Source organism: Stenotrophomonas sp. P5_A8 (genome assembly GCF_056400545.1).
On record NZ_JBFULB010000470.1, the window covers coordinates 1 to 2163 of the forward strand.

Consider the following 2163-nt stretch of genomic DNA (forward strand, 5'->3'; position numbering starts at 1 on the left):
GGTGACGTTGCTCTGCGGCTTGGCCCCACCTTCGGCCACGCCGGCAGCGGCACGGGTGTGCAGCAGCTCGCGGTAGTAGGTGAAGCTCTGACCGGACACGGGCACCGACGGGATGAGGTCGCGGATGCGCAGCTCCTGGCGCGGACCGGCCTGCAGGGTCGGATCGTAGCTCGGCGGCACGATGCCGGCGCTGGTGACGATCTTCGTCTCCTGCATCGCGGCCATGTCGCCCTTGGTGATCTCCAGCTCGGCCGATGCCTGCTTACGCTCGGTCAGGGCCTTGTAGTCGTCGTGGCCCTTCACGAAGTCGATGAAGCCCTTTTTCTGGGCCGGGTTGCCGTGCAGGAGCAGGCCCTTCTCTTCCAGCTTGAGAACCTTGTCCACGACCTTCTGCACCTCATCGGTGGCCGTCTGGATCTGCTTCTTAAGGTCGGCAGTGACCTGGTTACCCTTCTCGATCTCGGACGAGGCGCTGTCGTACTTCTTCTGGAGGCCGGCAAAGCCGTCCWTCAGCTGCTTTTCGAGGCCTTCGCGGATCTCGTTGATGTTGTCCGGCATTAGTGCATTCCTTCAAAGATGGATTGGATGGAGTTGCCAAGCTGTTTCAGCTGTTCCACGGTCTCCGTGGCCACTGATCCACCGTCTCGGTGGATCGCGGGAAAGCCGAGTGAGGCGACGGCATTCGCCTCTTTCTGTGAGAGCCCCATGCGCTCGCGCAAGGCGCTCTCGAAACTGCGGATGTCCGACTTGACGTTGAGCACTTGGGCTTCGGGGTTCATGCCGAAGGGCACGACCGATGCCTCCCACAGCTCAGCCTTCCGGATGACGCGCACGCGGCGACCGCCTCGGTCTTCCATGGCGTCTTCGATCGTGTTGAACCCGACCGACATTTCATCGAGCGTGCCCTCCTTCATCAGCTCATACGCGTCTCGGGCGTAGCTGACGTTGAGGTTCACCTTTCCCTTGAGCAGCAGGCCGTTGTCGTCCTGCTTGAACTCGGCGTCGCCGATAAGACGCGTGAGGTTGTGATACAGGGCCAGGCGAAGGCGTCCCTTGCGAGTCGTCTTCACCTTCACGAAGGCACCCGGCAGGATGATGTCGCTGCCGAGGTCGACGTTGTTGAACACCGACGCGTAGCCCTCGAAGTTGCCGGCGTCGTCAGCCGATTTCACTTCAAACGGGCAGTCCAATTTACTCAGCATTTGCGCTGTCTCCGGTCTTGTCGTTGCCTGCTTCCCATCGGGTGACGCGGTTGTATTCCTCGCCATCAAGCGGAGGTAGGTTCTCTTTCTCCCGGACCTCGGTGATGCTCATCCAGCCCGAGCCGCCGGAGCCGCCGAGAGCGGCCTTGTAGTAGGCCGCGCGCGCCGCGCTGTCCGCCCGCAGCAACCCCTCGACCACGAATTCGACGAACATCGACCCGTCCGGACCGAACAGCTTGTCGTTGAGTTCATCTTCGATCGCGTCCAGGTATGGCTTGAGGCCGAAGGTGATAAACCCGCTGGTCTGCTGCTCAAGGTTGGAGCCCATTACCGACGTCGACCGGGCGCGGTTCGCCAGGTACAGGGGCACACCCCAGATGCCGGCGATGGCCTCTTCCTGGAACTGCTGCGATTCGATGAACTGGCTGTCCTTCTGGCTCAGCCCGGCGGCCTGGATCTTCGGCCCGCCCTGCAGGATCGCCATCTTGCCGATGTCGTCCACGTTGCCGCGGCGGATGTCGGGCATCTTCTCCAAGATGCTCTTCTGCTGCTCCTTGGTGAGGAAGTTGTCGTAGATGATGTAGCCGCCGGTGAAGCCGCCCTTGCGCATGAACCGCGCAGACCAATCCTGCGCGGTGCGCGCCAGGCCAAGCGTTTCGGCCTGATATTCCACAGGCGACAGGCCATTGATGCCATCGGAGCTAAACAGCTTGAAATGAAGCATGTTTTCCGGCGATACCGCAGTGCGATCGCCGGCAATGGTTGCCCAGTAGATGAGGTCGCTTTCGGTATCCACCTCGACCTGATCAGGACTCAGCGGGATGAGCCCAATCCACGCGCCATCATCGGCGCGGTGGATGATCGCGTAGGCGTTTCCTCGCAAGGCCATGTTCACCACCATGGCCTTGAGGAAGTTCAGCCGGGTGATGTACGGGTTGGGCTTGCTGAGCAGGCGTAGCAG

3 protein-coding genes are annotated in these 2163 nt (G+C 61.6%); all 3 read right to left on the reverse strand.

Annotated features, from left to right (window positions below; translation table 11 throughout):
• Positions 1-558, reverse strand: a 558-nt coding sequence (locus AC1DQP_RS19680) for a phage major capsid protein (RefSeq protein WP_478052320.1), incomplete at its 3' end; no start/stop codon positions are given.
• Positions 558-1202 (reverse strand): HK97 family phage prohead protease, encoded by a 645-nt coding sequence (locus AC1DQP_RS19685; protein ID WP_457488441.1) that lies wholly within the window; start codon positions 1200-1202, stop codon positions 558-560. The genes AC1DQP_RS19680 and AC1DQP_RS19685, both read right to left, overlap by 1 nt.
• Positions 1192-2163: phage portal protein (locus tag AC1DQP_RS19690; RefSeq protein WP_478052321.1), on the reverse strand; the 972-nt coding region annotated here is incomplete at its 5' end. The genes AC1DQP_RS19690 and AC1DQP_RS19685, both read right to left, overlap by 11 nt.